Below are 22,652 nucleotides of genomic sequence, written 5' to 3' on the forward strand. Positions count from 1 at the left end.
AGGAAGTGTTGAGAACAAGACAACGGATAGGCATACAAAATGATGCGATGTATGCCTATCGTATTAACATCAAGCGCTCAAAGCTGAACGTTCAATGCTTAAAAAGCGCAGTAGTGCTTAGCTCAAGCCCTTAAACGCTAAAGCTTGCACCACAGCCACAGGTCGTCGTGGCATTTGGGTTTTGAACTAAAAACCGTGAACCTTCCAGACCATCTACATAATCGACAATGCCACCGACCAAGTATTGTAAGCTCATCGGGTCGACAACCATAGTTACGCTGTCTTTTTCAATGGTCATATCGCCTTCGTTCACCTTCTCATCGAACGTGAAACCATATTGGAAGCCAGAACAACCACCACCTGTTACGTATACACGTAATTTTAAATCAGGATTTTCTTCTTCTGAAACAAGGGCTTTCACTTTCGCTGCTGCAGCGTCTGAAAACTCAATTGGCAACGCCGTTTCTACAGACATACCCACCTCTACATTAACCTCGTGCTTTCGCACTTTGTGCTTGGCCGCAATTATCTAATACTTGCGGATAGTTAGCAATTATTGGGGCAAAACTTAACGATTCAAGTTACTGCAAGTTAACGGCATTTCTGTTAAGTGACACGTTGAGATAGAAAAGTTAAGTAAACTAGTTAACACTAACAGATAGAAAATAGCAGTGTGGTCAACGTATCTAATATATTGACGATACAAGAATAAAGGGGCGAATATGAGCAAACCCAATAACACACAGATACTTTCTTCTAGCCCTGTTCTGTTTGAAGATTTCGGACAGTCTCGTTTTGCTAGCAAAGAAGAGTACAAAGATGCGTTAGTGCAACAACAAGAAAAGCTCTTTCACGTGCAGCAATCTTACTTTCATCAGAAAAAACGAGCACTTATTGTGTTTGAAGGATGGGATGCGTCAGGGAAAGGCGGCGCTATAAGGCGTATTACTGAGAAATTAGACCCTCGTGGCGTGAGTGTATTTCCTGTGGCAAAGCCCGCAAAAGAAGACCAAGACAAACACTTTCTCTATCGCTTTTGGCAACACATCCCCTCCCCTGGCACACTTAAAATATTTGACCGCTCACACTACGGAAGAGTGCTTGTAGAAAGAGTAGATAAGTTGGTTGATGAAGAGGTATGGCAGCGCGGTTATGACGAAATAAACGCATTTGAAAAAACGCTCAGTGACAGCGGGGTTCGCATTATCAAACTCTTTATGCATATATCTTCTCGCGAACAGCGAGAGCGATTTGAAGAGCGTCTTCATAACCCCTTCAAGCGCTGGAAGTTAACCGAAGAAGACTTGCATAACCGTAAGATGCGTAAAGCCTATATCGAAGCAACGAATGACATGTTCAAGCATACTCACACCAGCTACTCGCCGTGGCATGTAATTAACGGAGAGTTTAAGTGGCAAGCAAGGGTAAACGTGCTTGACGCCGTTATCGCCAAACTCAGTGAAGGCGTAGATATCTCTCCGCCTCCACTTGACGAGCGTTTAATCGCGCTGGCCTCCAAACAACTTGATGTTGATGAAGACCTACTGAACGACTAAGGTAAAATAACGCTAGCAGGCAGCCATAACTACTTAAGCGATTAAGCCCTAGTTATTGCTGTCTGGCAAAGTCACGTTCAATTCAAGTACGCTGCAATCATCGTTATTGTCTAGCTGTACTGATACTTGATCGTCGGCAATCGTCACGTATTTGCGAATTACCTGAATAATTTCCTGCTGCATCATTGGCAAGTAATCAGGCTCTGTCCGCTTTTTACGTTCGTGCGCAACAATAATTTGTAAGCGCTCTTTGGCGACCGCTGCGGTGCTTGGCTTTTGCTTCTTTTTGAGCAGGTCGAAAATTCCCATTACTTCCCTCCTAGCAGACGCTTAAAGAACCCTTTCTTCTCTGCTTCTAGGAAACGATGAGGAACAGTTTCGCCTAGCAGACGTTTTACAGCATCAGCATAAGCTTGTCCTGCATTAGCTTCTTCGTCAAGAATAACCGGCTGACCTTGGTTCGATGCTTTAAGCACAGCTTCAGATTCTGGAATAACGCCCAATAGTGGAATCGCCAAAATTTCTTCAACGTCTGCAACGCTAAGCATTTCAGCGCTTTCAACACGACTTGGGTTATAGCGGGTTAGTAAAAGGTGTTCTTTAACCGCTTCGCCTTTTTCTGCACGCATAGATTTACTTTGAAGAATACCCAAAATACGATCTGAATCACGTACAGACGACACTTCAGGGTTAGTAACCACAATGGCTTCATCAGCAAAATACAACGCCATCTGTGCGCCTTGCTCAATCCCCGCTGGCGAATCACAGATAATAAACTCAAAGTCTTTCTTAAGCTCGTCTAATACGGCCTGCACACCATCAACGGTAAGCGCGTCTTTATCGCGAGTTTGTGATGCCGGAAGAATGAAAAGGTTCTCTGTTCTTTTGTCTTTAATTAGTGCCTGTTTAAGTGAGGCCTCTTTATTAATGACGTTTACGAAATCGTAAACAACGCGGCGTTCACACCCCATGATAAGGTCTAGGTTTCGCAAGCCCACATCGAAGTCTATCACTACCGTTTTATGGCCTGCTAACGCAAGTCCCGTACTTATTGCTGCACTCGATGTAGTTTTGCCTACACCACCTTTTCCTGAGGTTACTACGATAATCTTTGCCATCTATTCTTTCCTATTAGTGCGTACAAAGCATTAAGCCAACGGCTCTATACGTAATGTTTCTTCTTCTAAATATACTTGTGCAGGTTTCTTCCAGCATTCACCCTTCACGGTTTCATGCATAATGAATTGCCCTGCAATTGAAATAAGTTCCGCGTCTAACGACTGGCAAAATACACGGGCTCCCGTATTGCCTTTTACGCCAGCTAACGCGCGGCCACGCAGTGTGCCGTAAACATGAATATTACCATCGGCAAGCAGTTCAGCGCCTTCACTTACAGAAGCCGTTACCACCAAATCACCGCCTTCAGCATAGACTTGCTGACCAGAACGTACTGGGCGGTTAATCACTTTGGCAGGTTTGAGCGTGGTTGCGGCTGCAGGAGCCGGTTCACTTTTTGGCGGCGCAGAAACGGTTTGATCTTGTTGTGCGGTTTGAGACGCGTTTTCGCCGCTACCATTATTGTTTTCACTTCCGCTCGCTTTGTTCGAACGAAGGGCGCTGTCTGTAAATTTGCTTTGGCTTACATCAGCTAACCCCAAATCATTGATAGTGGGCTTCAACTCTGCCACTTCACCTTTCACGGCCATAGGCTGCAATTGCAGTCGACGACATAGCGCCACCAGCAGCTCGAACTCTGTAGCAGATAAAGGCTTTATTAAATGTAAAATCAGTGAGGAACGGGTAAAGAACTGCGGCGCGCTCGCGACCTTCTGAGATAACTGAGCTTCAAAATTATCTGGCTCAAAATCTATTACTTCTAACACAATACTGGTGAGCGTAGTGCCCTTCATGCGAAAGCAAGTTTCTGTCATTTTTTATTCCCGAAAAGGCGTCACTTTCCTCATAGCAATTAGCCATGACAATAAGCAAAACCTATTAGCGCTAGTGTCTGTTGCTGTCTTACGCAGCTATACAATTTATTTATTGCGTCACTGTATCAAAAATCCCGTTCGCATACAGCAACTGTATACCGGTTAAAACACGTTTTACCCTGATAATAACCCTCGAATAAGCCAAGAACGTGCCAATCGCTGAGCAGTTTTTAATCAAGCGTAAATTATGCGACTTTTTAGTGCGTCCTGTTTGTATACAAACGTCTCTTTAACCACAAAAAAAGTGCGCTCATAGATCGCACTTTTTATCATCTTCGTTTTCTCTCATCGCTTAAGGTGTGGTAAGCTTTTTCGGGTCTAGCAGTGATTCTAGCTCGCCTCTGGGGATATCTGTCATCGCTTCAGCCACATCAATAACAGGCTTGTTTTCTTTGTAGGCTGTTTTTGCTATTTCTGCGGCTTTAGCATAGCCAATAACAGGGTTGAGCGCGGTGACGAGCACGGGGTTTCTGTAAAGCGCCGCTTCAATGTTATTTTGATTTACAGTAAAGCCCTCGATCGCCTGCTCGCCGATAAGCGTCGCACTGTTGGTCATAAGCGACAGACTTGAAAGCAAATTGCTGGCAATCATCGGTAGCATTACGTTTAGTTCAAAGTTACCAGACTGCCCGCCTACAGTAATCGCCGTATCGTTACCTATTACCTGCGCTGAAGCCATCGCTACTGCTTCTGGAATAACCGGGTTTACCTTGCCGGGCATAATTGATGAACCTGGCTGTAGCGCAGGCAGCGCAATCTCACCTAAACCAGCCAAAGGCCCAGAATTCATCCAGCGCAAGTCATTAGCAATTTTCATAAGGGTGACAGCCAGACTTTTTGTCGCACCGGAAAGCGTCACTGCTGTGTCTTGAGAGCCAATCAATGCAAAGAAATTTTCAGCGGGCTTAAACGCAATGTCGGTCAGCTCCCCTAGCGCATCTGAAAATGTCGTAGCAAAATCCGCATGGGCGTTTACACCTGTTCCCACGGCAGTGCCTCCTTGGGCAAGGGTTTGAATAGCTGGCTGCACAGCGCGCAGGGTTTTAACCTGCTGCTTAAGCTGAGAAGCCCAAGCCAGTAAGCTTTGATCCATGCCTACAGGCATCGCATCCATGAGGTGAGTGCGTCCGGTCTTGCAGTATTGCGCTACCGACTTTGCTTTGACTTCGATGGTACGAACTAAACGTTCAACGGCCGGTATAAGCTCGTTTGACAATACAATGGCCGCGCTAACATGAATGGTGGTAGGGATCACATCATTTGAACTTTGCCCGTAATTTACATGATCATTCGGGTGAACCTCTTCGCTAGAATAACGAGAGGCTAAGCGAGCAATGACCTCGTTGGCGTTCATGTTTGTGCTGGTGCCTGAACCAGTCTGAAATATATCAACGGGAAAATGCTGCATCACATCATCAAGTGCCAACAGCTCATCACAGGCTTTAACTATCGCTTGGCCGCGATCTTTATCCAACACTTTGAGTTTCATGTTGGCTTGTGCTGCGGCTTTTTTTACTGTTATCAACGCGCGTACGAAGGCTTCGGGCATGCGCTGCCCGCTTACAGGAAAGTTTTGAATGGCACGCTGAGTTTGCGCGCCGTAGAGTGCATTTTCGGGGACCTGTAGCTCGCCCATACTGTCGCGTTCTGCGCGTGTTGCTGTCATGACTCGTATCCTTGTATTGGTATTACTAATTTTCAGCGTGATTAACACGCTTTCATCAGAGCCCTGTTAAGGCTGGTGGCATTAAAGCACTGGCCCCTAGACACTGAATTAAAAAATGAGTACGAGAGCCTGTTGATCTTTACTGAACATCAAAGATCAACAGACTCTCTGGTGTTCATGTCTATTTTTATTCTCGCAAGCGCAATTCGATCACTCTCGTCACACGCGTAGCGCTCAGCTTTAAGTAACGGCTTGTACAAATGATCTAAACAACTATGCCGCCATTGCTGACTGACCAGCGGAGCACACAGGGTTTCATAAAGCACCTCAACCGCATTTTTATAGACTGAAAATTTGTCTCTATCGCGTAGCAATAAATTGGCAACACAAGTCACGCCATCTAGATAATTTTTTAAAAACACAGTGTTCAGCACATCGTCCTTGTATCCAATTCGAACGCGTTGAGCTGTATGTCGTATCGAAGACATATACATTCCTTATGCATCTAAAAATAAAAAGCTCGATAAATACAGAAGAGCTTGTTCTACACAATAATTTAATATAAATGATAATCGTTAGCATTTATAATGATCCGGTGCTATTCTTTTTCGTAATGAAAATTGAATCATCTAATACCTCCCGCAGGTAAAGTTAATCAACATTCAAAGGACATTTTTTATGATCAAGAAGTTACTTGGTAGCGCAACCCTTTTCCTTATGGCCTCAAGTGCATTTGCTAACGAATGCGAAGTGACTGTGGAATCAAACGATGCCATGCAATTCAACACGTCAAATGTGGTTATTCCTGCAAGCTGTAGTGAATTCACCGTGACTCTAAAACACACAGGTCAGTTACCTAAACAAGCCATGGGCCATAACTGGGTGATGACAACAAAAGCCAACGGACAAGCAGTGGCAACAGACGGTATGAGTGCGGGTTTAGACAACAATTACGTTAAGCCAGACGATGAGCGCGTAATTGGCGCGACTGACATTATTGGCGGCGGTGAACAAACTTCAACGACCTTTTCTGTTGAAGGGTTAAGCAAAGATGAAGAATACATGTTTTTCTGCTCATTCCCTGGTCACATCGGCATCATGAAAGGCACAGTTACGCTTTCGAGCTAAGGCGTTGCGAAAACTAGGCGTGCTTAACTAGGCACGCCTTAAACATGGATAACAATAGGTCGAGGGTGTAGTTGTAATGGATACGGCGTCTCACACATCAAAAAGCGCTAAGGCGGTGGTCCGGTATGAACACTTACCTTCTTTTACTAGCGCCCTATTAAAAAACGTTTTTTTTCCTCACTTAACCAATAAACGGCTGTTGATGCCGCTGTTTATAGCCATTCTTCTTACTTATAACAGCACCCGTGCGGTTACTTTATCGGTGTTGTCAGATGCATTTTTTCAAGTGGCAGCGTTTGTATATGCATCGCTTGCGCTTTATTACGTCGCCACGTTGCGCGTTTCGGCCGAAGCCATTGGTAATTATATGAAAGCGCACCCTGTGCATGAGGTAGGATTATCTGCTCTACTTGGTGCTCTGCCAGGCTGCGGTGGTGCTATCATCGTTGTCACTCAGTACACGCGAGGTGTGACAAGCTTTGGAGCCGTGGTAGCAGTGCTAACCAGCACTATGGGCGATGCCGCATTTCTGTTACTCGCCCAAGCACCGTTAGATGCCTTAACCGTAATGGCCGTCAGCGTCACGGTGGGTGCAATGACGGGGCTAGTGGTCAATAAATTTCATAATTACCAGGCTCCTGAAGCCGATGGTGCGCTCCAACAATCGCAAAACTGTGATAAACCCAAAACAGTAAGCCACAAAGCTATATCACTTTCTAAAGTATTCTGGATGATTGCGAGCTTACCCTCGTTGGCGATTGCGCTTGGTTTGGCCTTTCAACTTCCCGTACACAGTTACCTTGCTATCAGTGAAAGTACACTAACGCTGATTGGTGCCGCGTTATGTATTTCGAGCCTTGGACTATGGTCTTTGTGTGGTTCGGGAAGCGGATACGCTTCGATTACGAAAGAGGATTTAATTCCGCCTCCGCCTAAATGGCAAGAGAAAGCCGCACTAGACACGCAATTTGTATTGGCATGGGTAGTACTCGCGTTTCTTATGTTCGAGCTGTCTGTTGTCTGGTTTGGGCTAGACATTGCAGGGCTGCTTCAATCCATGGGCCCCGGCTTAGTTGGTTTGGCGATCACCATCGGGTTCTTACCTGGCTGCGGTCCGCAGATATTGGTAACCAGCTTATACCTTAATGGCGCAGTTCCATTTTCAGCAAAACTTGGCAATGCAATAAGTAATGACGGCGACGCGTTGTTTCCCGCCATTGCGCTCTCACCCAAAGCAGCGCTTATTGCCACAGTGTACTCTGCTATTCCTGCGTTTCTTGTGGGTTATGGCTACTGGTATTTGTTTGAATAAAGCTTTCGATGCGTTAAAAGGTTGAATTAACGGATAGGATAGCGCTGCCTCACAGCGATTACTCTATTTCGACAGATAGCGCTTCATTCCACGGCACGCTTATCTCATAGTTGCCTTTACGGGTTTTGTATTGATAGACCGTTGTAGAAAAAGCAATGGATTCGGGATTTATATCTTCATCGATAGTGAGAGTTACGTTAACGGCTTGGAAAAAGCGAAAGCGATATTTGATATCTTCTGCCAGCAGGCTCGATTCGCCCGATCTTAGCGTGATTGCTTGACCGTTTCGCTGACCGACTACGGAAATATCTAAACTGCCATTTATCACTGCTTTTTGCTGTTTAGACTGCAGCAGAACCAACCTAAGTTGATAGGTATTGTCACTTAACTTAAAAACTTCTACCCCTTCAATGGCAAAACCTTCGTCGGTTTTCTCAGGCGCCACGACGCGTTCATAGAAACTCAGTAACTCTTGTTGCGCCTCAAGTTCTTTTTTCTGTTCGCCTAACGTATTGGTAATGCTCTCCGTCTCGAGCGTGGCAAGCTCCATGGCGACTTCCAGCTGATTCACTTTGGTAGTAAGCGCATGATTTTCTTCAGACAAAATAGCAATAGTTTCTTGCTGAGCCTGTACTTTCTTGCTGTCGCCTTCGTCAATAATTCGCGCTAGCTTATAGCCGAACCCAACCATGGCAAACATAATAAGCGCCACTAACAGTGTCCACTTGTAGTTGCCTAAAACTTCTTTTAACTGATCTGTCGTCATGATATCTACATCAACAAAAAACACCGTGCGCTAAGGCGCTCTAAACATTATGAATTTTAGGTGTTTATGGTAAGCTTCTTTTTACGTTAATCTACTGTACCACAACATGCGCTTGCAGGCTTTAAGAGAGGAAGTAGCTCATCCACGCACATCCATTCAGTTGTGCATGCTGGGCATTGTAGGGGGAACCTGCGCGGCGCTTATCATTATACTGTTTCGGCTGTGCGTAGAATGGCTACAAGAAACAGGCGTTTCGTCGCTTCAGTCGGTGCTTACCTATGACTGGTTTGTTTGGCTTATCATGCCATTTACCAGTGTAGGGTTAATTCTATTTATTGCCTTTCTTACGGGCTTCAAGCACTACCGTTTAGGTATTCCCTTTGTTATTCATCGAGTGAAGTACTATTACGGTCATATTCCATTTAGAACCACCATTAACCAGTTCTTTGGGGGCATGCTAGCCCTGGCCGGCGGTTTCGTTGTTGGTCGAGAAGGCCCTTCCGTTCATTTAGGCGCGTCAGGCAGTAGTTTCTTAGGGCAATGGCTTCGCTTGCCTTATAACAGTATTCGAATACTTGCAGGCTGCGGCATTGCGGCAGGGATCTCGGCATCATTCAACACCCCGTTTGCTGCCGTAATATTCGTGATGGAAGTGGTACTTAGGGAATACAAAATACATATTTTTGTTCCTGTCATGCTGGCTGCTGCCTGTGGTTCGGTGCTCACTCGCATTGTTTTTGGGGAAGTAAACGAGCTTTCGTTTTTATCGTTTAATGCATTTAGCCAGTGGATGTATTTTTACTTGGTGCTGCTAGGCATTCTGTTAGGCATGCTGGCCGTTTTATTCAATAGCCAGCTTATGCGAGTGATGACGTGGTTCAGGCCGGTTTCCATGGTGTGGCGTTTAATACTTGCTGCGCTAATTACCGGTACTATTGGTATGTTTATACCTGAAGCCCTTGGCGCCAACTTTATCGATGTTGAGCACTTATTTGATAGCTCCCCCGGCGCGCTGCTGTTGGTTTCTACTTTGGTGTTTAAAGTTATCTTGGCGGTATTTGCTATTGGCCTCGGTATTCCAGGAGGGATCATTGGCCCAGTGATGGTTATTGGCATGCTCGCTGGCGCCGTACTTTTATTGCCACTGTCGTACTTTATTGACGTACCCGAATTTACCAATAGTTTCGCCCTGTTAGGCATAGCAGGCATGTTGACCGCAGTATTGCACGCGCCTCTTGCAGCGCTTTCCGCGGTTATGGAACTATCGTACAGCCCGCAAATTATCCTACCAGCCATGTTGGTAATTGTGCCTGCTTACGTGACTTCTACGCAGTTCTTTGGCAACCGCTCTATTTTCATACGCCAGCTTGATTATCAAAATCTCCCTTACGCTATCTCGTCTATTCGTGAAGCACTTGAGAAAACGGGCGTACTTGCAGCGATGAATACCGAGTACAAGCTATTTCACGATGCGCCAGAGCAAGCGTTAATTAACTACTTAGAAAGCGATCCAACAAAAATTGTCATTCAGAAGTTAAAATTTGAAATAGATGTGCAGTATAAGCTGGTCCAATACAATGTAAGTTTGGAACACGATGCAACAGCGTTAAACTATTACGAAATGGAAGGTATTAGCGCGCAGTCTACACTGCACGAAGTATACGAACATCTTAAAAATTCGCGCTCTGGCGCAGTTTATATTTACGATCAGGAGCTAAACGATATTATTGGCGTAGTAACGTGGAATATCTTACAAAGCTTCTTACAAAAGGCTCATTATTAGTATGTACATTTTATGGTTTAAAGCGCTGCACATCTTTTTCATGCTGGCTTGGATGGCAGGACTTTTCTATTTACCGCGACTTTTCGTTTATCACGCGACGACGAAATCTCAAGTGGTAAAAGACGAATTTAAGGTAATGGAACGTCGCCTGTGGTTCTTTGTTACTCCATTCGCCTTGTTAACTCTGGCATTCGGCGTTGCGCTTATTGTTAGCTATGGTGGAACGTGGTTTAAAATGTCGGGGTGGCTTCACATAAAGTTGCTGCTGCTGCTTGCTATTTACGGCTATCACTTCTATTTGTTTAAGTTAATGAAGCAATTTGCACGCGACGAAAATAGACACTCTCCGCGCTTTTATCGCTTTTTAAATGAAGCGCCGGTGCTTATTATTCTCGCCATCGTTTGCCTGGCTGTGGTAAAACCTTTATAAAAGTTTAAGCCAAACTAAATAGTAAAGGCGCACGTACAAAGCTATTGAAAAGTCAGTACTCAAGGAACCAGTACTGCTGTGTAGTGTGAGAAGTAATTTTAAGCTTGTTGTTGAGAGTGTTGTAAGCATTGCACATAGTCGCCCAGAACCTGCTGTTTCTCGGGTTTAAACGAATTGTTTTTATCGGAATGCTATACATGGATGACAGTAATCAACACCTCAAGCATTTGCTCAAGCAGACAGATATTGCCTTTAAGGCGCTCATGAGGGAGCCTGCATCACTGCTTCTTAACGAGCAATACGAAAAGGCAAAGCTTGAACTAGACAGTTATACCGCTTCGCTTAAACACACGTTGAATCAACGACATCAACAACAAAGACAGCGCTAGTTTTGAATTAGCGCTTTTTGTTTTCTGCTTCTCCTGTAGCTCCCAGCTAGCAAATTTCCCCCTAGGTTACTTTGTTAAAAGTTTCAAATTGATTGGGTAACGCGCCTGCTAGCTCCCCTGACAACTTAGTGTAATCTGCCAGCACCGAAGGAAGCTGTTTAACGAGCATGTTGATATTACTTTCAAGCTGAGCAGCTTGTTTGTCGTTTCTGTAAGACAAGGCTAATTCAATATTAGCAAGCGTTGAGAAAAGCTTTAAACATCGAGACAGACGAGCTTCTGCGGGTTCTTTTTCCTCAGGCTCTTTACTGTCACAGTCTTTCTTGTTCGCCTTACTTTTTTCTAGATGCTTCTCCCAATGGTTCCACGCATTTTGCCACACAGGTTCTAATTGCTTGTGCACGTGTAAAAGTCCATTTAGCCAGCTTTCGAGCTCTTTCGAAGGCCTCGTCGCTCCTCGCACCTCTATCGCAACGATTAATTCATTAGGCATGGGCGACTTTTCTTGACGCATAAAATCTAAATGCGCCCGCAGGCCATTCATTAATGTATCGGCAAGCTTATCTACATCTTTGTCTACAAGGTGGCTGTCACTAGACTGTATGAGCCACGGCATCCACTGTTCGGGCATGGGAATTTCTGGTGCGGAGGCAACGGCAAAGATCATTCCATCTACATAATAAGCATCCGGAAGCACATTCTCGAAACTGGGAAGCGAAACAATACCGCTGATTGTGTTTATTGGAAACCCATCTTTCACCATTACCATCCTATTTTAATTTGCGTTCTCTTTTATGAAACGGTAGTCTGCGCGGCCACTTTGTAGAGGGCATGTTTTGTAACCTTTTATCTACCCAAAATAATGGGGAATAAGGTAAAGAGTAAACAACAAACTTCTACACTGGGCACGCGACAATAGGTTTAAAACCAATCTGTTACTGTATTGGTTTAGCGGTACTGTTGCGTGCTCGCCTACCTATTGTCATGATAGCAAAACTTAACTAAGAGTCGTTGCAATGGCAAAAGATAAATCAGGATACATCATCGCGGCCGCCTTTATTGGCCCTGGAACAGTAACTACGGCAAGTCTGGCAGGAGCAAACTTTGGCTTTCACCTAGTATGGGCGCTCCTTTTCTCCATATTCGCAACCATAGTATTGCAAGACATGGCTGCGCGTTTAGGTGTGGCCAGCGGCCAAGGCCTAGCCAGTGCAATGAAAAACATGGCTTACAAGCCATGGCTAAAGAATCTTTTTATCGTGCTTATTGTCAGTGCTATCGGCATTGGCAACGCAGCCTATGAATCGGGCAACCTAACCGGCGCTGCAATCGGGCTAGACGCATTTATCAGTATAGGCATTGGCCCCTGGGCCAGTATTTTGGGCACGATCGCTATAGTTTTACTCTGGTCGGGCAGCTACAAGTGGATAGAGACAGTACTGGTTTATCTCGTCTTTATTATGGCTGGCGTATTTCTTATCACGCTGTTGGTAGCCAAACCTGATATCGCCGCGATGTTTAGTCAGTTAATGTCTCCGCGGCTGGACGCTGACGCCATTACCACGGTGCTGGCGCTTATTGGTACCACCATCGTGCCTTATAACTTGTTTCTTCACGCGAGCCTAGTTGCAAAATCATCGAAAGGCCAAGATAAACAAGAAGCGGTCGTCGCGTGCCGAAACCAGTCTGCTAGAGCTATTAGTATGGGTGGGCTTATCACGCTTATCGTAATGGCAACAGCAATGATGGCGTTCTTCAATCAAGCTGCCACTATGGACGCTTCAAACATGGGCGAACAGCTTAAACCGGTTTTAGGTGACAAAGCTCAGTGGTTCTTTGCACTAGGGTTATTCGCCGCAGGCTTAACCAGTGCTATCACTGCGCCGCTAGCAGCCGCTTATGCGGTAACAGGAGCTCTGGGGCTTTCTGACGATATGCAAAGCAAGAGCTTTAAAGCGGTATGGTTTATCATCATTGTAGTGGGTGTCAGCGTTGCAGCACTTGGCTTTAAGCCCCTACCCGCCATCTTGTTTGCTCAAGCGACTAATGCTCTTTTACTGCCAATTATTGCCATATTTCTATTGGTCGTTATGAATAAAAGCACCGCACTGGGAGAGTTTAGAAACACATGGAAAAGTAACCTGGCAGGCTTTCTAGTAGTGGGTACTGTAATTGGTTTAGGTCTGTATAAACTAGTCGGTGTATTTAGCTAACAGCCCCAAATTAGGGGGTCAGAGTCATGACTCTGCCCCCCTAAATTTCTAGCTGGCAAGGCGTTGCAGAATATCTTGGAGCATCGCTTTGCTGCAGCCAAAGTTAATTCTGAAATGATCGGCCTTGTGAAAATCGATGCCTGGTGACGGGCCTACGCCTTTCTCTTCGGCCCACTGCTGGACGTTCTCTACACCTAGTCCACTGGCGTCTACCCACGCAAGGAAAGTCGCATCGGCTTTGAGCATTTTAAGCCCGTCAATACTGTTTACTGTGTTAAACACCATATCTCTATTTTCACGCAAGTAGGTAAGTTGCTGCTGATGCCACTCGTCACATTGAGTAAATGCTGCTTCTGTAGCCGCCAAGCCCAATACAGTAACCCAAGGTACGATGCCCGCTGCGGCATTGGTAAATGCCTGATGCAGTTGGCGATTAGGGATGATGGCAAAAGACGTTCCCAAACCAGCAATATTAAATGTTTTACTGGCAGCCATTAGCGTAACGCTATTTTCAGCAAGGTTCGACTCGCGGCCCGCCGGTATGTGCTGCTTGCCTTCTTCTAGAATAAGGTCGCAGTGGATTTCATCAGAACATAGCTTAACGTTGTTCGCGTTACAGATCTCAGCAATGCGATCTAACTCAGCTTTAGTAAGCACCGAACCTACCGGGTTCATTGGGTTACAAAGAATAAACAGCTTACATTTAGGATCAGCCGCTTCTCTTTCTAATGCTTCAAAATCTAACGTATAGCGCGCACCTTCAACGCTTGAGATAGTTTCAGAACTCGTGCCGTCGTCATTTTGCACTACCGTGCCTATATCTACCCGTTCGAGACCATTTAGCTTTGGGGCAGCCAGTAGGGGCGGATAATTAGGTGTTTGAATAAGTACTTTATCACCGGGTTCACAATAGGCTTTACACGCTACGTTAAAAGCTGGCACAACGCCTGGTGTCCACACTAGCCACTCGGGTTGAATTTCCCAATTATGCTTATCTTTAAGCCATCTCACTACAGCCTGAATAGCGCCTTCGTGATGTGCAGGCAGTATGTAACCCATGTTGCCATGCTCAACCTGACCCGAAATGGCGTCTAGAATTGGCTGCGCGCAACGAAACTCAGTATCGGCAACCCACGCAGGAATGATGTCTTTCCCTTTGTACTTTTGCCATTTAAACGAAAACGTGTCTTTTCTAGGAGGGGTATTATCGAATAAGGCGCTCACATTACATCCTGTTGCATAAAAACTTATGTCAACAGTGTAGAATCTTAGCGCCTCATAAACTAGAGGGTGAGACGAATTAACCCGAATTTGCTATATCGAAATGTGCTTTATTAGAGATAAATAAATAGTTCCAAAAGCAAAAAAGATGAGCATTGCCGAATACGTCAGTTTTACGGAAGCCGTCATTAAGTCCGGTATGGATTTACTGTTCACACAGAAACGTTTAGCGTGTAAGCAATAAAGTGTAAAAACATCGATAGACTTAGCTAGCCTTAGACACCACTTCTTTCGACTTTTGTACAAGCTCTTCCATGTTAAGTGGCTTAGCCAAAAACCCGGTGACTTGCAGTTTACGTGCTTCTATTACTAATTCTTTGCTAGGGTCGGCAGTAATGAGTAAAAATGGAACATTCAAGCCAGATGACTGACAGGTTTTTAGGAGACTAAGTCCGTCATAATCTGGCATTATTTGATCACTAATAATCAAACTTATAGATTCAGAGCTTTGTTGCAGCAAAAAATCCCTTGCAAACTTACTACGCGTGAACGGATATACGGTAGCATCTAACCGCGTTTCCAACGCGTCGGTTATAAGATCAAGCGTGATAGGATCATCTTCAACTACTGCTACAGAAAACACTACCCTTCCCCTTTCATTAGGTCATTTGACGTAAATATTACAACGACTTAGCTGATGTGTTAAGGCGTTTGCCTATTGTACCAATCCGCATAGATAAGTGCTCGCTGGGTATTGAACTATGCGGACTGCTTTTTTCAAGCATAGAATCTCTGAATGTATTTAACCACTAACCTTTGGTCGATATTTAAACTTTTTCTAACGTTTTAGTGATAACGCTAGAAAGCCGTTTTATTGATGGGAAGTGACGGTGTGTAAGTTGACACACGATTTGAAAAGTTACAGGCTAAACTCATCGGCAAAATGGAAAAAAAATGCCAGCTGACGCTGGCATTTTTAAAATCAATGTAAGTCTTAGAAGCTATTAAGACTTAGGTGCACGTGATGCGCGCTTACGCTCGTTTTCAGTAAGAAGCTTCTTACGAATACGGATAGACTCTGGCGTTACTTCTACTAGTTCATCATCATCGATAAACTCAAGCGCTTGCTCAAGAGACATTTTGATTGGTGGAACTAGAGTTTGCGCTTCGTCAGTACCAGAGGCACGTACGTTTGTAAGCTGCTTACCTTTAAGCGCGTTTACTGTTAGGTCGTTGTCACGGCTATGAATACCAATAACCATACCTTCGTAAACTTCAACACCGTGACCGATAAATAGGCGGCCACGCTCTTGTAGGTTAAACAGGGCGTTAGTTAGTGCTTTACCATTTGCGTTGGCAATAAGAACACCGTTTTTACGCTTACCAATGATACCGCCTTTGTACGGACCGTAGTGATCGAACGTGTGATACAGCAAACCAGAACCTGACGTCATCGTCATGAAGTCTGTTTGGAAACCAATTAGGCCACGGCTTGGAATGATAAAGTCAATACGTACACGACCTTTACCATCTGGAGACATGTCAGTCATTTCTGCTTTACGCAGACCAAGCTGTTCCATAATAGAGCCTTGGTGTTGCTCTTCACAGTCAATAGTCAGCGTTTCGTAAGGTTCTTGTGTTTCGCCATCTACTTCTTTCAGAATTACTTCTGGACGAGATACAGCAAGCTCGTAACCTTCACGACGCATGTTTTCAATAAGAATGCCTAAGTGAAGTTCACCACGACCTGATACGCGGAACTTATCAGGGTCTTGAGTTTCTTCAACGCGAAGCGCAACGTTGTGTACTAGTTCGTCGTTAAGACGCTCTAGAATGTTGCGAGACGTTACATACTTACCTTCTTTACCTGCAAACGGCGAGGTGTTTACCTGGAACGTCATGGTTACTGTAGGCTCGTCAACCGTAAGCGGAGGAAGTGCTTCTACAGTGTTGATGTCACAAATGGTGTCAGAGATCTTAAGTTCGCCAAGACCTGTGATTGCAATGATGTCGCCCGCGTGAGCAGATTCAACTTCGTGACGAGCAAGGCCAAGGTAGCCGTAAACTAGGCCAACTTTACCGTTGCGCTTTTTGCCATCAGCAGTAACAACCGTTACTTGTTGGTTTGGCTTAACAGAACCACGCTTAACACGACCTACGCCGATTACACCCACGTATGAGTTGTAGTCAAGCTGAGAGATCTGCATTTGGAATGCGCCGTCGATATCTGCATCAGGAGGAGAAACCTGATCAACGATAGTTTGGAACAATGCCGTCATATCGTCTTCTTTAGTATCTGCATCTAGTGATGCCCAACCGTTAAGTGCAGACGCATAAACAACTTGGAAATCTAGCTGTTCGTCAGTTGCACCTAGGTTGTCGAATAGGTCGAAAACTTGATCCATAACCCAGTCAGGACGCGCACCAGGCTTGTCGATTTTGTTGATTACAACAATTGGCTTAAGACCTTGAGCAAATGCCTTTTGCGTAACGAAACGGGTTTGTGGCATCGGGCCTTCTTGCGCATCTACAAGTAGAAGTACAGAGTCAGCCATCGACATTACACGCTCTACTTCACCACCGAAGTCAGCGTGTCCTGGAGTGTCTACGATGTTGATACGGTAGTCGTTCCAGTTAATCGCTGTATTCTTAGCTAGGATGGTAATGCCACGTTCTTTCTCGATGTCGTTCGAGTCCATTACGCGCTCTTCTTGCTCGCCTCGAGATTCAAGGGTGCCAGACTGCTGTAACAGTTTGTCTACCAGGGTGGTCTTACCGTGGTCAACGTGGGCGATGATTGCGATGTTACGCAATTTATTAATATCAGTGGTATTCATGCTTATATAGAGCCTGTGTAAATCAACGTCTACTTCAATTCAGTGGAAAGGAGTATGCGTTAGATTTGTTGCAAAAAAATGCAGATAGAAAAATTTGCGCGGATTGTACAGAAAAACCACGACGTTTGCGCATCTTTTTTTTGATGGAAACGAGTTTTATTGGTTTTCAAACACTTGTTCAATAAACAACCAGCCCCATTACACCTAATTGATCATATTTGGTGGCTATACGCTACAAAGTAATCTAGGCTGATTGACGTATAAATGAGCACAATATGCCATATTGGTGCAACACTGCACCAATATGATGCAATTTAATTCAAACGGAAGTGATAGATGCCCGTCTATGCCACAGAAATCGGTATACATATAAATGGCATGATAATCGCTTTCACTTTTGCCACTGTTGGAGTGAAGCTGATCATTCCGCATTTTTACATTAAACCTGGAGGACACGATGTCAGTAGAAAAGGCATTAGAGCTGATTAAAGAAAGTGAAGCGAAGTTTGTAGATTTACGTTTTACCGATACAAAGGGTAAAGAACAACACGTATCTATTCCTGCGAGCGTTGTTGATGAAGAGTTTTTCGAAGAAGGTAAAATGTTCGACGGTTCTTCAATCGCTGGCTGGAAAGGCATCAACGAATCAGACATGGTTCTTCTTCCAGATGCTGACAGCTGCGTAGTTGACCCTTTCGCTGAAGAGACACAAGTAAATATCCGTTGTGACGTGGTTGAGCCTTCTACAATGGAAGGTTATGAGCGTGACCCACGTTCAGTTGCTCGTCGTGCAGAAGAATTCCTAAAATCAACTGGCATCGGTGACACATGTTTCTTCGGCCCAGAGCCAGAGTTTTTCCTTTTTGATGACGTACGCTTCCACACTGACATGGCGGGTTCTTTTTACAAGATTGACTCTTCTGAAGCAAAGTGGAACTCTGGCGAAGAGTTTGAAGGCGGCAACATGGCACACCGCCCTGGCGTTAAAGGCGGTTACTTCCCAGTACCACCAGTGGACTCTGCGCACGATATCCGTGCAGCAATGTGTCTAGTTATGGAAGAAATGGGCCTTGTTATCGAAGCGCACCACCACGAAGTAGCAACTGCTGGCCAAAACGAAATTGCTTGCCAATTCAACACGCTAGTTAAGAAAGCTGACGAAATCCAAGTTTATAAGTATGTTGTTCACAACGTTGCACACGCATACGGCCAAACTGCTACCTTTATGCCTAAGCCTCTAGTTGGCGATAACGGTTCTGGTATGCACTGCCACCAGTCTATTTCTAAAGACGGCGTAAACATCTTCGCGGGTGACAAGTACGCAGGCCTTTCTGAAGAAGCACTTTACTACATCGGTGGTATTATCAAGCACGCGCGCGCAATCAACGCGTTTGCTAACGCTTCTACTAACTCATACAAGCGTCTAGTTCCTGGATTCGAAGCACCGGTAATGCTTGCATACTCTGCACGTAACCGTTCTGCGTCTATTCGTATTCCTCACGTAACTAGCGATAAAGCGCGTCGTATCGAAGTACGTTTCCCTGATCCAACAGCCAACCCATACCTAGCGTTCACCGCTATGCTTATGGCGGGTATCGACGGTATTAAGAACAAGATCCATCCTGGTGATTCAATGGATAAAGACTTGTACGACCTACCGCCAGAAGAAGCTGCTGAAATTCCAACAGTTGCAAGCTCGCTAGAAATGGCGCTTGAAGCTCTTGATAACGACCGCGACTTCCTTAAAGCAGGTGGCGTTATGACTGACGACATGATTGATGCATACATCGACCTTAAGTCTGAAGAAGTAACCAAACTTAACATGACTACTCACCCAGTTGAGTTCGACATGTACTACAGCGTGTAAATCCGCACTGTATAGCAATTTATACTAAAGCCCGCTCTGCGGGCTTTTTTTATGCGTACGATTTATCTACTATGTTTTTATAGCTATGCTAACGAACACTCTTTCATGCTGCATCAACTGCGCACAGGGCTTTGCCCGCTTGCATTTGCATACATCTAAAGAGGTTATCAATAAGCCAAACGTAGCAAGCTATGTGAATTAGCCAGCTAGCCAAAACCAGATTAATCAGGTAACGACACGTGCACAACATGACGCGACACATTTGCTTACTTTCGCTATTACTAAGTAGCGGCAACGGCTTACTGCCTGTGCAAGCGGAAATGCTGAGCCAAGAAAGTACCCAACAAGAAGCACAAGAAAGCAAAACCGAACAAAGCGACAATACAACGTCAGCTGCAGCTACCTCTCCAATGACCATATACAAGGTGGTAGGTAAAGACGGCTCTGTGACTTACACCGACAAGCCGCAGCAAAACGCAGAACCCTTAGCGTTCGATGTAAAAACGCAAAACGTAGTAACCGCGGCAAAGGTTACCCCACCTCCCCCTGCGAAGCCGGCTGCCCCCAAGCTCAAATATCGCGTAGTCATTAAGTCACCTGCACCGGAAGCGACAATCCGAAATAACTTAGGAGAGTTAACCATCTCTGCGGCACAACCTGGTGCAACCAAAGCGCCAATCTACCGATTAATCTTTGACGACGCCCCATTAGCTAGCAATAGTTCAGGCGTTTTTAAGCTTTCTGGTATCCATCGTGGGGCACATACTTATAAAGTTGAACTCACGAACAATACGGGCAAGACTCTTGCATCGTCTCCATTACAAACCCTTTACCTTCATCAGGCATCGGCGTTAATTAATAACTAATAGCGTGCAACCACTGTTGTGTATGCGCACCATAGAGGTTCAGTGAATATTTCATCTTGGTCTCTTTATTCGCGCAACGCTTCATTGCAAGCTACAATGCACAATTATGGTGCAAAGGAGACGAGCTCGGATGCATTCCACCGAGTTAGAAACACAACAGCTTATCAATAGCCTTAATACCGCATTGGTAATGGTAGACAACAAACTTTCAATTGTTTACGCCAACCATGCGGGAGAAGCATTGTTTGAAACTGGGTTGAAACAACTTATCGGACACCCCCTCCAAGATTTTTTCTTGCCGGGCACAATAGAAACCACCCGACTTAAAGCTGCCATCAGAAAAGGTGAAGATTTCACCGAAAACGAAATTAAGTTGGCTTTTCGAGATAACCGCTATGTATCTGCCGACTTAACCGTTACCAACTTGCACTTCGAAGACGGCCCACGACTGCTATTTGAAGTAAAAAAAATTGACCAGCAAAAGCGTATTTCTCGAGAGAATTTACAAAACGCGCAGCACTACGCGGCACGAGAGTTAGTGAGAGGTCTGGCTCACGAGATAAAAAACCCGCTGGGCGGTATTAGGGGCGCAGCACAGTTATTAGAAAAAGAGCTGACGGAAGAGCATAAAGAATTCACGCGCATGATCATTGAGCAATCTGATCGCCTGAGAAACTTAGTTGACCGCTTGCTAGGGCCGAATTCATTACCTCGGTTCGAAGAGAGTAACGTGCATCAAGCACTTGAAAAAATACGTAGCTTAATGCGTTTTGACTCGGACAACCCCATAACTATAGTGCGCGACTATGATCCAAGTATTCCACCTCTCATGCTCGACCCTGACATGATTCAGCAAGCGGTACTCAACATTGTGCGCAATAGCGTTCAGGCACTAACCGAAAGTCAAACACCTAATCCCGAAATTAGGCTGGTGACGCGAATAGAACGTCAAATGACAATTCAAACAAAGCGTCATGCACTGGTAGCAAAAATTAAGATCATTGATAACGGTCCAGGCATTCCAGCTGAAATTAAAGATACACTTTTCTATCCCATGGTCACGAGTAAGCAAAATGGCTCTGGGCTGGGTTTGTCCATATCACAAACCCTAATAAACCACCACGGCGGCAAAATAGATGTAGACAGCTACCCTGGTCACACTGAGTTCGTAATTTACATACCAATAGATCGTAAGGAGACAGACGATGACGAATGAGTCTGTGTGGATTGTCGATGATGACAGTTCTATTCGTTGGGTGCTGCAAAAGGCCTTACAAGCAGCTGACATCAGCTGTTTGAGTTTTGAAAACCCTGAAGATTTATTGCTTCAACTTCAAAGCGGTCAAGCCCCTGAAGTCATCATTTCAGATATAAGAATGCCACAAATGGACGGCATGACGTTACTGAACGAAGTACATGCATCGCACCCACTGCTGCCTGTCATCATTATGACAGCGCATTCGGATTTAGACAGTGCTGTGAATGCTTATCAAAAAGGGGCATTTGAATACCTGCCAAAACCTTTTGATATTGACGAAGCGGTAACCTTAACGCAGCGCGCGCTTGCTCACGCAAGAGAGCAGTCAACCGTTTCAAAAACGCAAGTTGAAGATGTGGTAACAGAAATTATCGGCGAAGCGCCTGCTATGCAGGAAGTTTTCCGTGCCATAGGTAGACTTTCACGTTCTTCAATTAGCGTGCTTATCAACGGCCAATCGGGTACGGGTAAAGAACTGGTGGCGCATGCGCTTCACAGACACAGCCCAAGAGCGAGCAAACCTTTCATAGCGCTTAATATGGCGGCAATTCCGGCTGACTTGGTCGAGTCTGAGCTGTTTGGTCATGAAAAAGGCGCCTTCACGGGAGCCCAAGCTGCTCGTCAAGGCCGCTTTGAACAGGCTGATGGTGGAACACTGTTCTTGGATGAAATCGGTGATATGCCGTTAGACGTGCAAACCCGCCTTTTACGTGTGCTTGCCGATGGCCAGTTTTATCGCGTAGGTGGTCACCAGTCAGTAAGTGTGGACGTGCGCATCATTGCCGCTACACACCAAAACCTAGAACAAAGGGTTGCTGAAGGTAAATTTAGGGAAGATTTATTTCATCGTTTAAATGTTATTCGTGTACACCTTCCATCGCTGAACGAACGCCGCGAAGATATTCCGCTGTTAACGCGCCACTTCCTTCGCCGAGCTGCCAAAGAGCTTGATGTAGAAGCTAAAAGCATTTCTAAAGAAGCTGAGCGCGTAATGTCTCAACTACCCTGGCCTGGTAACGTTAGGCAGCTTGAAAACGTATGCAGATGGTTAACCGTAATGGCAAGTGGGCAAGAGGTCTTACCCAGCGATCTGCCACCGGAAATTCATGGTGATAGCAGTATTGAAAAACCTAGTGCCGAATCGGGTGATTGGCCAGATTTACTCGCTAGCTGGACCGACAAACAGCTTCGGGATGGCCATCATAATATCCTTAACGACGCTATGCTGACTTTCGAGCGTGTTATGCTTGAGCGTGCACTTCAACACACGCATGGTCACAAGCAAGATGCGGCTAAGCGTTTAGGTTGGGGGCGAAATACGCTTACCCGTAAGCTTAAAGAGTTAGGGGTTAACTAGACCTTAACGCTT

22 protein-coding genes are annotated in these 22,652 nt (G+C 45.2%); 11 read left to right on the top strand and 11 right to left on the bottom strand.

Annotated features, from left to right (window positions below):
- Positions 1 to 130: 130 nt before the first annotated feature.
- Positions 131 to 475, bottom strand: coding sequence for an iron-sulfur cluster insertion protein ErpA (gene erpA, locus RJ41_RS07710; RefSeq protein WP_014950570.1), 345 nt, complete (start codon positions 473 to 475; stop codon positions 131 to 133).
- Positions 476 to 722: 247 nt separating this feature from the next.
- Between erpA and RJ41_RS07715 the strand changes: the two genes are divergently transcribed.
- Positions 723 to 1,556 carry a polyphosphate kinase 2 family protein gene (locus RJ41_RS07715; protein ID WP_039218967.1) on the top strand — a complete coding sequence of 278 codons (834 nt, stop codon included), beginning with the start codon at positions 723 to 725 and terminating at the stop codon, positions 1,554 to 1,556.
- Positions 1,557 to 1,604: 48 nt separating this feature from the next.
- Here RJ41_RS07715 and minE read toward each other — a convergent pair whose 3' ends face one another.
- The 5 genes from minE to RJ41_RS07740 all read right to left on the bottom strand — a co-directional run bounded on the left by minE (position 1,605) and on the right by RJ41_RS07740 (position 5,701).
- Positions 1,605 to 1,865, bottom strand: a complete 261-nt coding sequence (minE, locus tag RJ41_RS07720) for a cell division topological specificity factor MinE (RefSeq protein WP_014950572.1) — start codon at positions 1,863 to 1,865, stop codon at positions 1,605 to 1,607.
- Positions 1,865 to 2,674: a septum site-determining protein MinD gene (gene minD, locus RJ41_RS07725; RefSeq protein ID WP_039218970.1), complete on the bottom strand. Its 810-nt coding sequence runs from the start codon at positions 2,672 to 2,674 to the stop codon at positions 1,865 to 1,867. Before minD ends, minE begins: the two co-directional genes overlap by 1 nt.
- 30 nt (positions 2,675 to 2,704) lie before the next feature.
- Positions 2,705 to 3,487, bottom strand: a complete 783-nt coding sequence (gene minC / locus RJ41_RS07730; protein ID WP_039218971.1) for a septum site-determining protein MinC — start codon at positions 3,485 to 3,487, stop codon at positions 2,705 to 2,707.
- A gap of 352 nt (positions 3,488 to 3,839) precedes the next feature.
- Positions 3,840 to 5,213, bottom strand: coding sequence for a class II fumarate hydratase (locus RJ41_RS07735; protein ID WP_039218972.1), 1,374 nt, complete (start codon positions 5,211 to 5,213; stop codon positions 3,840 to 3,842).
- A 149-nt stretch (positions 5,214 to 5,362) separates the two neighbouring features.
- A complete protein-coding gene (locus RJ41_RS07740; protein WP_039218977.1) occupies positions 5,363 to 5,701 on the bottom strand; it encodes a hypothetical protein in 339 nt (112 codons plus the stop codon).
- A gap of 190 nt (positions 5,702 to 5,891) precedes the next feature.
- Between RJ41_RS07740 and azu the strand changes: the two genes are divergently transcribed.
- Both azu and RJ41_RS07750 read left to right on the top strand, forming a co-directional pair.
- Positions 5,892 to 6,341 (top strand): azurin, encoded by a 450-nt coding sequence (gene azu / locus RJ41_RS07745; protein ID WP_039218979.1) that lies wholly within the window; start codon positions 5,892 to 5,894, stop codon positions 6,339 to 6,341.
- A gap of 76 nt (positions 6,342 to 6,417) precedes the next feature.
- Complete coding sequence (locus RJ41_RS07750) at positions 6,418 to 7,653, top strand: putative manganese transporter (protein WP_039218981.1); 1,236 nt, start codon at positions 6,418 to 6,420, stop codon at positions 7,651 to 7,653.
- 58 nt (positions 7,654 to 7,711) lie between these two features.
- On the opposite strand, the gene RJ41_RS07755 is transcribed toward RJ41_RS07750, so the two are convergent.
- Positions 7,712 to 8,419, bottom strand: coding sequence for a DUF6776 family protein (locus tag RJ41_RS07755; protein WP_039219198.1), 708 nt, complete (start codon positions 8,417 to 8,419; stop codon positions 7,712 to 7,714).
- A gap of 106 nt (positions 8,420 to 8,525) precedes the next feature.
- Here RJ41_RS07755 and RJ41_RS07760 point away from each other — a divergent pair, with 106 nt between their 5' ends.
- The 3 genes from RJ41_RS07760 (at position 8,526) to RJ41_RS07770 (ending at position 11,021) form a co-directional block, all read left to right on the top strand.
- The gene (locus tag RJ41_RS07760) at positions 8,526 to 10,202 is read left to right on the top strand and encodes a chloride channel protein (protein ID WP_039218982.1); all 1,677 of its coding nucleotides are present in this window, start codon (positions 8,526 to 8,528) and stop codon (positions 10,200 to 10,202) included.
- Between the two features lies 1 nt (position 10,203).
- Complete coding sequence (locus RJ41_RS07765; RefSeq protein WP_014950581.1) at positions 10,204 to 10,632, top strand: CopD family protein; 429 nt, start codon at positions 10,204 to 10,206, stop codon at positions 10,630 to 10,632.
- 197 nt (positions 10,633 to 10,829) lie between these two features.
- Positions 10,830 to 11,021: a hypothetical protein gene (locus RJ41_RS07770; protein ID WP_039219200.1), complete on the top strand. Its 192-nt coding sequence runs from the start codon at positions 10,830 to 10,832 to the stop codon at positions 11,019 to 11,021.
- Positions 11,022 to 11,082: 61 nt separating this feature from the next.
- Here the strand turns inward: RJ41_RS07770 and RJ41_RS07775 are convergent, their stop codons facing one another.
- A complete protein-coding gene (locus RJ41_RS07775) occupies positions 11,083 to 11,784 on the bottom strand; it encodes a UPF0149 family protein (protein WP_039219201.1) in 702 nt (233 codons plus the stop codon).
- Positions 11,785 to 12,037: 253 nt separating this feature from the next.
- Here RJ41_RS07775 and RJ41_RS07780 point away from each other — a divergent pair, with 253 nt between their 5' ends.
- Positions 12,038 to 13,234, top strand: a complete 1,197-nt coding sequence (locus RJ41_RS07780) for an Nramp family divalent metal transporter (protein WP_039218988.1) — start codon at positions 12,038 to 12,040, stop codon at positions 13,232 to 13,234.
- 48 nt (positions 13,235 to 13,282) lie between these two features.
- On the opposite strand, the gene RJ41_RS07785 is transcribed toward RJ41_RS07780, so the two are convergent.
- The 3 genes from RJ41_RS07785 to typA form a co-directional block, all read right to left on the bottom strand.
- Positions 13,283 to 14,458 carry a MalY/PatB family protein gene (locus RJ41_RS07785; protein ID WP_039218990.1) on the bottom strand — a complete coding sequence of 392 codons (1,176 nt, stop codon included), beginning with the start codon at positions 14,456 to 14,458 and terminating at the stop codon, positions 13,283 to 13,285.
- A gap of 262 nt (positions 14,459 to 14,720) precedes the next feature.
- On the bottom strand, positions 14,721 to 15,098 hold the full coding sequence (locus tag RJ41_RS07790; protein ID WP_039218993.1) for a response regulator: 378 nt from the start codon (positions 15,096 to 15,098) through the stop codon (positions 14,721 to 14,723).
- A 361-nt stretch (positions 15,099 to 15,459) separates the two neighbouring features.
- A complete protein-coding gene (gene typA / locus RJ41_RS07795; RefSeq protein ID WP_039218995.1) occupies positions 15,460 to 17,292 on the bottom strand; it encodes a translational GTPase TypA in 1,833 nt (610 codons plus the stop codon).
- Between the two features lie 457 nt (positions 17,293 to 17,749).
- Between typA and glnA the strand changes: the two genes are divergently transcribed.
- The 4 genes from glnA (at position 17,750) to glnG (ending at position 22,640) form a co-directional block, all read left to right on the top strand.
- Entirely contained in the window at positions 17,750 to 19,159 is a 1,410-nt protein-coding gene (glnA, locus tag RJ41_RS07800) for a glutamate--ammonia ligase (protein ID WP_039218996.1), read from the top strand.
- 239 nt (positions 19,160 to 19,398) lie between these two features.
- A complete protein-coding gene (locus RJ41_RS07805; protein ID WP_039219000.1) occupies positions 19,399 to 20,025 on the top strand; it encodes a hypothetical protein in 627 nt (208 codons plus the stop codon).
- A gap of 130 nt (positions 20,026 to 20,155) precedes the next feature.
- Entirely contained in the window at positions 20,156 to 21,241 is a 1,086-nt protein-coding gene (glnL, locus tag RJ41_RS07810) for a nitrogen regulation protein NR(II) (protein ID WP_039219001.1), read from the top strand.
- On the top strand, positions 21,231 to 22,640 hold the full coding sequence (gene glnG / locus RJ41_RS07815) for a nitrogen regulation protein NR(I) (protein ID WP_039219002.1): 1,410 nt from the start codon (positions 21,231 to 21,233) through the stop codon (positions 22,638 to 22,640). Before glnL ends, glnG begins: the two co-directional genes overlap by 11 nt.
- Positions 22,641 to 22,652 lie beyond the last annotated feature (12 nt).

Origin of the sequence: Alteromonas marina, assembly GCF_000808575.1 — a bacterium.
GTDB classification, from domain to species: domain Bacteria; phylum Pseudomonadota; class Gammaproteobacteria; order Enterobacterales; family Alteromonadaceae; genus Alteromonas; species Alteromonas marina_A.

Coding starts and splice junctions, on each gene's coding strand:
- erpA (WP_014950570.1), bottom strand. CDS start 475: ATGTCTGTAGAAACGGCGTTGCCAATTGAGTTTTCAGACGCTGCAGCA.
- RJ41_RS07715 (WP_039218967.1), top strand. CDS start 723: ATGAGCAAACCCAATAACACACAGATACTTTCTTCTAGCCCTGTTCTG.
- minE (WP_014950572.1), bottom strand. CDS start 1,865: ATGGGAATTTTCGACCTGCTCAAAAAGAAGCAAAAGCCAAGCACCGCA.
- minD (WP_039218970.1), bottom strand. CDS start 2,674: ATGGCAAAGATTATCGTAGTAACCTCAGGAAAAGGTGGTGTAGGCAAA.
- minC (WP_039218971.1), bottom strand. CDS start 3,487: ATGACAGAAACTTGCTTTCGCATGAAGGGCACTACGCTCACCAGTATT.
- RJ41_RS07735 (WP_039218972.1), bottom strand. CDS start 5,213: ATGACAGCAACACGCGCAGAACGCGACAGTATGGGCGAGCTACAGGTC.
- RJ41_RS07740 (WP_039218977.1), bottom strand. CDS start 5,701: ATGTCTTCGATACGACATACAGCTCAACGCGTTCGAATTGGATACAAG.
- azu (WP_039218979.1), top strand. CDS start 5,892: ATGATCAAGAAGTTACTTGGTAGCGCAACCCTTTTCCTTATGGCCTCA.
- RJ41_RS07750 (WP_039218981.1), top strand. CDS start 6,418: ATGGATACGGCGTCTCACACATCAAAAAGCGCTAAGGCGGTGGTCCGG.
- RJ41_RS07755 (WP_039219198.1), bottom strand. CDS start 8,419: ATGACGACAGATCAGTTAAAAGAAGTTTTAGGCAACTACAAGTGGACA.
- RJ41_RS07760 (WP_039218982.1), top strand. CDS start 8,526: ATGCGCTTGCAGGCTTTAAGAGAGGAAGTAGCTCATCCACGCACATCC.
- RJ41_RS07765 (WP_014950581.1), top strand. CDS start 10,204: ATGTACATTTTATGGTTTAAAGCGCTGCACATCTTTTTCATGCTGGCT.
- RJ41_RS07770 (WP_039219200.1), top strand. CDS start 10,830: ATGGATGACAGTAATCAACACCTCAAGCATTTGCTCAAGCAGACAGAT.
- RJ41_RS07775 (WP_039219201.1), bottom strand. CDS start 11,784: ATGGTGAAAGATGGGTTTCCAATAAACACAATCAGCGGTATTGTTTCG.
- RJ41_RS07780 (WP_039218988.1), top strand. CDS start 12,038: ATGGCAAAAGATAAATCAGGATACATCATCGCGGCCGCCTTTATTGGC.
- typA (WP_039218995.1), bottom strand. CDS start 17,292: ATGAATACCACTGATATTAATAAATTGCGTAACATCGCAATCATCGCC.
- glnA (WP_039218996.1), top strand. CDS start 17,750: ATGTCAGTAGAAAAGGCATTAGAGCTGATTAAAGAAAGTGAAGCGAAG.
- glnL (WP_039219001.1), top strand. CDS start 20,156: ATGCATTCCACCGAGTTAGAAACACAACAGCTTATCAATAGCCTTAAT.
- glnG (WP_039219002.1), top strand. CDS start 21,231: ATGACGAATGAGTCTGTGTGGATTGTCGATGATGACAGTTCTATTCGT.